General features: G+C 76.4%; 3 protein-coding genes. 1 reads left to right on the top strand and 2 read right to left on the bottom strand.

Annotation, left to right across the window (positions count from 1 at the left end):
• The first annotated feature begins 213 nt into the window (after positions 1-213).
• The gene (locus tag ABZ371_RS27105) at positions 214-651 is read left to right on the top strand and encodes an NPCBM/NEW2 domain-containing protein (protein ID WP_358684262.1); all 438 of its coding nucleotides are present in this window, start codon (positions 214-216) and stop codon (positions 649-651) included.
• Positions 652-765: 114 nt separating this feature from the next.
• Here ABZ371_RS27105 and ABZ371_RS27100 read toward each other — a convergent pair whose 3' ends face one another.
• Complete coding sequence (locus ABZ371_RS27100) at positions 766-4,068, bottom strand: BTAD domain-containing putative transcriptional regulator (protein WP_358684260.1); 3,303 nt, start codon at positions 4,066-4,068, stop codon at positions 766-768.
• Between the two features lie 188 nt (positions 4,069-4,256).
• On the bottom strand, positions 4,257-6,368 hold the full coding sequence (locus ABZ371_RS27095) for an asparagine synthase-related protein (protein ID WP_358684258.1): 2,112 nt from the start codon (positions 6,366-6,368) through the stop codon (positions 4,257-4,259).
• Between the last annotated feature and the right edge of the window lie 300 nt (positions 6,369-6,668).

The raw sequence follows: 6,668 nt of genomic DNA, 5'->3' as shown, positions 1-6,668 counted from the left end.
CCGCCTCCCCCGCCTCCCGCCGCCCCGGCGCCCGAGCCGCCTCCCGCCCCCGGGCCCGGCCCGGCCGGCAGCCCCCGGCCGCAGGTCCCGGAGCCGACGCCCTCTGCCGCGCCCGCCCCACCGCCACGGCCGTCACCCCCTGCCCCGTCCGAGCCGGACCCCGCGCCGAAGCCACCGGCGCCTCCCCCGCCCCCTTCGCCGGAGGTCTTCCGGGTGAGCGAGCTGGCGTACGCGGTCGCCGGGGACCACGGCGCACCGGAGATACTGCTCGCGGGGAGCAGGGGGGTGTTCTGGCAGCGTTCGGAGCTCTCCATCGGCTCCGCGCCGTACGCGCACGGCGTGACGATCCATGCCCGCTCGTCGGTCACCATCCGGCTCAACCGTCCGTGCACCCGCTACGGGGCGATGGTCGGTGTCGACGACATGACCCGAGGGCTCGGGGCGGTGCGCTTCTCCGTGTTCGGCGGAGGTGAGGACGGCGCCGATGTGAGGCTCTGGGAGTCCCCGGTGCTGCGCGGCGGCGACGCCGCGGTGCCGGTGGACCTGGGCATCGGCGGCCACCGGACCATCCGGCTGGTCGTGGAGCCCGCCGAGCCGTTCAGCGGGGTGGCCCTGGCCGACTGGGCGCAGTCGGTCATCAACTGCCCCTGAGCAGTCGGCTTTCGCGCTGCCGCGTCGGCTTGCGCGCTGCCGCTGAGCAGTCGGCAATCGGGCTGCCGCCGAGGCGGATGACGGTGCCGGCTGCCGTCGGCCGAGGGACGGTGGTCAGCGACAGCCGATCCGTTCGGTGAGCCGGCTCAGCAGGTCCAAGGCGTCCTCCGGCGTCATGCCGCGGCCCGCGAGACTCTCCCTCTCGTACGCCTCGGATCCGAGTACCGTGCGCACTTCCCGGTGCGTCGCCGCCACGTCGGCCTCCTCCACCGCGGGCCGTTGACCGGTCACCCACCAGCCCCGGGAGGCGGCGAGGACGCGGGCCGCCTCCTCGCACAGGCCCAGCCGTGGCAGCGTGACCGCGGCCGCCTCGGCGAGGTGGGCGGAGACGGCCTGCGGGCAGCCGGTCGTGACGGCCAGGCGCAGGGCCTCGGTCAGCCCGCGGAGTCCCGCCTCCGGGCCGCCCGTGGGTTCGAGAACGCTGATCCGGGCGGCCAGTCCCGCGACAGCTGCCGCGAACTGCGGCGGCCGGGAGCCGTACACCTGTGCGTTCCGTGCGGAGTCCACGAACCACCGCGCCTCAGGGACGTCCCCGGCAGTGAACGCGATCGACGCCCGCAGGAAGTGCACGTAGGCGCGCGCGTCCAGGACGTGCTGCCGCTCCGCCTCCGCCTCCGCCTCGTCCAGCCGCTTCGAGGCGGTGTCCAGGTCACCGTCACGGTAGGAGAGCTCGGCCAGGCGTGCGGTGAGGAAGGGCAGCTCCGCCTGGGCGCCGACCTCGCGGGCCAGTTGCAGCGCCTCCCGGTAGGCCGCCCGCGATCCCTCGTTGTCCCCCCGCACCAATCCCGCCTCGGCCGTGACGCTCGCGACCTGGGCGAGCAGGTAGCGGTCGCCGACCCGGCGGCTCAGCGCGCGCAGTTCGGTCAGGTCGTCGTCGATCCCCGCCATGCCGATCGGGCTGTCCACCAGCATGTGGGCGCGGAACAGCAACGTGATCCCGTACTCCCACTCGCCTCCGTGCTCGCGGCTGTTGCGTACGGCCGCGTCGAAGTCCGTGTGCACGTCCGGGACGTGTTCGCGGTGCATGTAGGCGGTCATCGGCCACAGCAGGCCGGGGAAGCGCGCGGACTCGGCGCCACCGGTGCGGAACGCCTCGGTCACCCGGAGCACCAGGGTCTGGAGTTCCTCGTCCTCGTGGAGGTTGTCGGTCGGCCGGTTCTCCGCCGCGAGGAAGAAGCGCCACATGTGGAGGTGCTTCCGGGGCCAGTAGCGGGGGTCGGCCCGGTCCTGCGGGTCCTCTCCGAGGGCGGCCGTGCGGTCCGCCCAGGTCAGGCCCTCCGTGCGGTAGTTGCGCAGCCACCAGAACCAGCCCAGGGCGAGGACGAGCCGCAGAGCCGCCGGTTCGCGGGGGTCGGTGACGACGGTGCGGTGCAGGGCGGCGCGCAGGTTGTCGAGGTCCGTCTCCAGCCGCAGGACCCAGGGAAGCTGGTCGCCGGTGCGCAGCAGCGGGTCGGCCTCCTCCGCGAGCGCCGTGAAGTACGCCGTGTGAGCCTCGGTCGCGTCGGCCAGCAGGCCGGGGGTCTCGGCGGCCCGCTCGGAGGCGTACTCGTGGATGGTCTCCAGGAGCCGGTAGCGCATGCCGCCGGCCGCGGTGGGAGTGGCGACGACGAGTGACTTGTCCACGAGGGCGCCGAGCATCGAGGCCGACTCGGCGCCGGCGGTCACCGCCTCGGCGGCCGCCAGGTCCCAGCCGCCCGCGAACACGGACACCTGCCGCAGCACGGTCCGCTCGTCCTCGGACAGCAGGTCCCAGGACCAGTCGACGACCGCCCGGAGGGTCTGCTGGCGGGGCAGGACGGTGCGGCTCCCGCTGCTCAGCAACCGGAACCGGTCGTCGAGGCGGTCCGCGATCTGGCGGGGAGTGAGGAGCCTGAGCCGGGCGGCGGCCAGCTCGATGGCGAGCGGCAGGCCGTCGAGGCGGCGGCAGATCTCGGCGACGGCGCGCGTGTTCTCCGCCGCTCCGGCTGCCGGGTCGAAGTCGGGGCGGACTCCGCGGGCGCGCTCGGCGAAGAGGCGGTGTGCGTGGTCCGGGGAGAGGGGCCCCACCGGGCGTACGGCTTCGCCGGGCACGCCGAGCGGCTCGCGGCTGGTGGCGAGGACGCGTAGCCGGGGGCAGTGGACGAGCAGGGTCTCCGCGAGGGCCGCCGCCGCGTCGATGACGTGCTCGCAGTTGTCGAGCACCAGGAGGAACGGGCGGTCGCGGGACCGGTGGGAGAGGTGTTCGACCAGCCGCTCGGTGGGGTCGGAGGGCGCGGTGATCCCCTCCCGGGTGCTGTCCCGCAGGAGAGCCGTCTCGCGCAGCCCGAGCGCCGACAGGACGGCTCCGGGCACGGCGGAGGGGTCGTCGAGCGGGGCGAGTTCGACGATCCACGCGCCGTCCGCCCCCGCGGACTCCTCGGCGAGACGGGTCTTCCCCGACCCGCCGGGGCCGGTGAGGGTGACGAGTCGGGCCCGGGCCAGGTCGGTCCGGATGGCCCGGAGTTCGGGTGCGCGGCCGACGAAGGAGGTGAGCCGGGGCCGGATGTTGCCCTCGGGAGTGTCCGGGGCCCCTTCCGGGGGCCGGGGGCCGGGGGGCTCCTGGAGTCCGGCGGGCACCGAGGGTGCCGGGTACTCGCGATGCTCCGGGGCGCGGGGCGGGGGCCGGAGGAGTTCCCCGTGCAGGGCGGTGAGCTCCGGGCCCGGGTCGGCGCCCAGGCCGTCGGCGAGCGTCCGGCGGGCGTCCTCGTAGGCGACGAGTGCGTCGGCCTGCCTGCCCTCGGCGCGCAAGGCGCGGACCAGTTGGGCGTGCAGGGGCTCGTGGAAGGGGTGGGCGGCGGTCAGTTCCCTCAGCTCGGGCACCAGGTCCGCCGTGGCGCCGCGCCGCAGGTCCGCCTCGATGCGCTGTCGGGTCGTCGACAGCCGGTGGGCCTCGGTCCGTGGTCCGTGGTCGCGTGCGTGGCCGGGGAGGTCGGCCAGTGCCGGTCCCCGCCACAGGGCGAGGGCGGCGCGCAGCGTGCGGGCCGCTGAGTCGGGGTCGCCGGCGTCCAGTTCCGCGGCGCCTTGGCGGGCGAGGCCCTCGAACACGTACAGGTCGACGTCGTCGGGCCCCGCGTCGAGCCGGTAGCCGCCGGGGACCCCGGTGACCGCCTCCTTGCCGAGGGCGCGGCGCAGCCGGCCGACGAGCGCCTGGAGTGCGGCGGGGGCGTCGACGGGGGGATCGCCGGCCCACACGTCGTCGATGAGCCCGGCGACCGTCGCGGGACGGCCGGCGCGCAACGCGAGTGCCGCGAGGAGGGCACGCAGCCGCGCGCCCCCGACCGGTAGGGCACCGCCGTGTTCGTCTCGCGCCTCGGTGACGCCCAGGATCAGGTACCGCACGGGGTCATTGTGTCCCGGGACAGGCCACGGGTCTGCCGGTTTTCGGGGCGCCCGGGGCCGCTCGCGGGTCTGCGCCCCGCGCTCCCGCCGCACGGGGCGACGGGGGCGACGGGGGGTGACGGCCGAGCCGACTCGCCTCGCCTCGCCGGTCAGCGACCGGCCTCCGCACCCGTTCGGCGCGACGACAGTTACGGCTGCAGTGTCCGGCGGGCCGGGACCACTCCGCCGGCCACCGCCCGTTGGCGCGGGGCGGCCGTACCGGTCCAGCAGGTGCCCCGGCGGGTGACCAGCCGGCGGAGCCACAGCTCGGTGGAGGCCAGTTCGGCCAGGCCGTCCAGCGGGAGGGGTTCGCCCTCGGCCGCCGCGCGCAGGGCCTTGCGCACCACGCGTGCCTCGATCAGGCCCGCGTCGGCCAGCAGGGGGGCGTCGAAGAGGGCGATCAGCTCCGGGAGGGCGGTGCGCAACCCGACGCGGCCCGCCGCCGTCGAGGTGGCCTGGGACGGGGTGCCCCAGCCGGCCGGCAGGTCGTGGATGCCCGCACCGGCGAGGACCCGGCGCAGGACGGCGGCCCTGGCCCCCGGCTGGACCCGCAGCGACTCGGGCAGCGCCCGGGCCGCCCGTACGACCTGGTTGTCGAGGAACGGGGCGTGCAGCCGCTGGCTGCGGATCTCCGCCGCCTGCTCCAGGATCCGCTGGCCGGCGGCGTGCCGGGCGAGCGCCGCACGGGCGCGGGCCTCTCCCGGCCGCTGCACCGACGCCGGCCGGAAGGCCGCCTCCTGAAGGCGAACCGATACTTCCGCGAGCGCCTCCCCGGTGAGCCAGCGCGCGGCCGGACCGGGCCGCGACCAGGCGAGCGAGGCGAGCGAGGCGTCCGCGGGGGTGGCGAGGTCGGGGGCGTGGCGGTTGGCGTCGGGCAGCAGGGCCGCCGCCGTCTCGAGGCCGGAGCGGTAGGACGTGCGGGCCAGTCTGCGGGCGGCGCGGTAGACGGCGAGCGGGACGAACAAGGAGTGCGCGGACGGCCCTTCCGCCCTGGCGAGCGCGGCCACGGGCCGCAGGATGTGGCGTCTGCGCCGGTCCATGAGGAGGTCGGCGAGGCGCGCGGGGTGCGCGTCGAGCACCTCACGGGCGCCGTGGCCGACGAAGTGGTCCGCGCTCCCCGCGGCCAGCCGGCGGCGGTGGCGTTCGGCGACGACGAGGGTGGGAGCGGGTTCGTCGGTGAGCGGGCCGTTCTCCAGGGCCGCGTACGGCAGTGCCTCCTCGCCCGCCGCGACGACCACGTGGTGCAGACGGGGGTTGGACGCGATGACGCGGGCGCGCTCCATCTCGTCCTCCAGGCCCTGCGCGGACAGGTCGTTGAAGGTGACGGCGAGCAGCCGCTCGCCGGCCCCCGTGCCGTGGCCGAGGACGGTGCCGGGCAGTCCCGGCAGCCCGGCGGCCAGCAGCGCGAGGGTGGCGGACGCGCTGCCGCCGGAGAGGTCCGCCCCGATGCCGGGGACGGGCGCCCCGCGGGCCGCACGACGGTCGGCCGGGCCCATCCCGGGGACGGGTCCTGGGTCGGCCGGCAGGGTCTCCGGGGCGTGGCGGGGGGCGGTGAGCCTGGCGCGCACGGCCTCGACCAGGGCGTCCCGCACGCCCTCGACCGCGCTCACCGGGTCGACCTGGGGTGCCGCGACGGCGAGGGAGGCCACGGCCTCGTAACCGGTGACCTCGCGCGAACCCTCGCGCAAGATGAGCGCGTGTCCCGGCGGGACGCGGCGCACCCCCTCGTACGGCGTGCCGTCGCCGAGGGCCTCGGGGGTATCGGGGCAGGCGAGCAGCGCGGCGAGGTGCCCGATGTCCAGCTGCGCCTCGATGAGGTCGGCGAGCGGCAGGGCGGCTGTGGCGTAGGCGGTGCCGTTGGCCCAGGGGGTGTGGAAGACGGGGCGGGCTCCGGCGATGTCCGCGGCGACGGTGATGCGGCGGCCGATCTGCACGACCGCGGTGTAACTGCCCGACCAGGCCGTCAGGTGCCGCAGCGCTCCGCCGCGTGCGGCGAGCAGCCCCACCCGCAGTTGCTCGTCGGTGGCTCCGCAGCAGCCGAGGACGGCGAGGCGGGCGGACGGCGCGCCCTCGGGCGTGGTGGCGGTGACGACACGGATCTCGTCCGGCCGCCAGTCGCCCACGGCCCAGAGCGGATCGGGGTCTCCCCACAGGAGCTGGGAGCCGACGGGGTGGACGGTGCGCTCCTCATCGTGCCGGCCGACCGAGCCGGCGGTGCCGAAGCTCGCGGCGACACTGCTCCACCCCACCAACCAACGCATCGCCGCCTCCACAGGCTGTGGACGAACCGGCGCACCAGGACACGGGAGCGCCGCTGCGGGACATGCTGCCACGACAACGGCCACCGGGAGGGGGTACGGGCAGCGCACGCCGGATGTGCATGCGCCCCTGGCAAGGGCCGGGACACGGCCCCGGGGGCCTCCCGCCAACGGGTCGACGGCGTCCACGAGTTGCGCCCCCGGGGCAAGATCCCCTCGCAGCCCGGCCCAGCGCGCGCCGATCCCCCTCAGCGTCACCGTGCGCCGCTCGTCGTCGGTGTCGCCGACCGCCCGGTCGATCAC

Origin of the sequence: Streptomyces sp. NPDC005899 (assembly GCF_040629645.1) — a bacterium.
GTDB lineage: Bacteria > Actinomycetota > Actinomycetes > Streptomycetales > Streptomycetaceae > Streptomyces.
Note: the sequence above shows the minus strand (reverse complement) of the source record. Positions and strands in the feature narration are given on the sequence as shown.

Coding starts and splice junctions, on each gene's coding strand:
- ABZ371_RS27095 (WP_358684258.1), bottom strand. CDS start 6,368: ATGCGTTGGTTGGTGGGGTGGAGCAGTGTCGCCGCGAGCTTCGGCACC.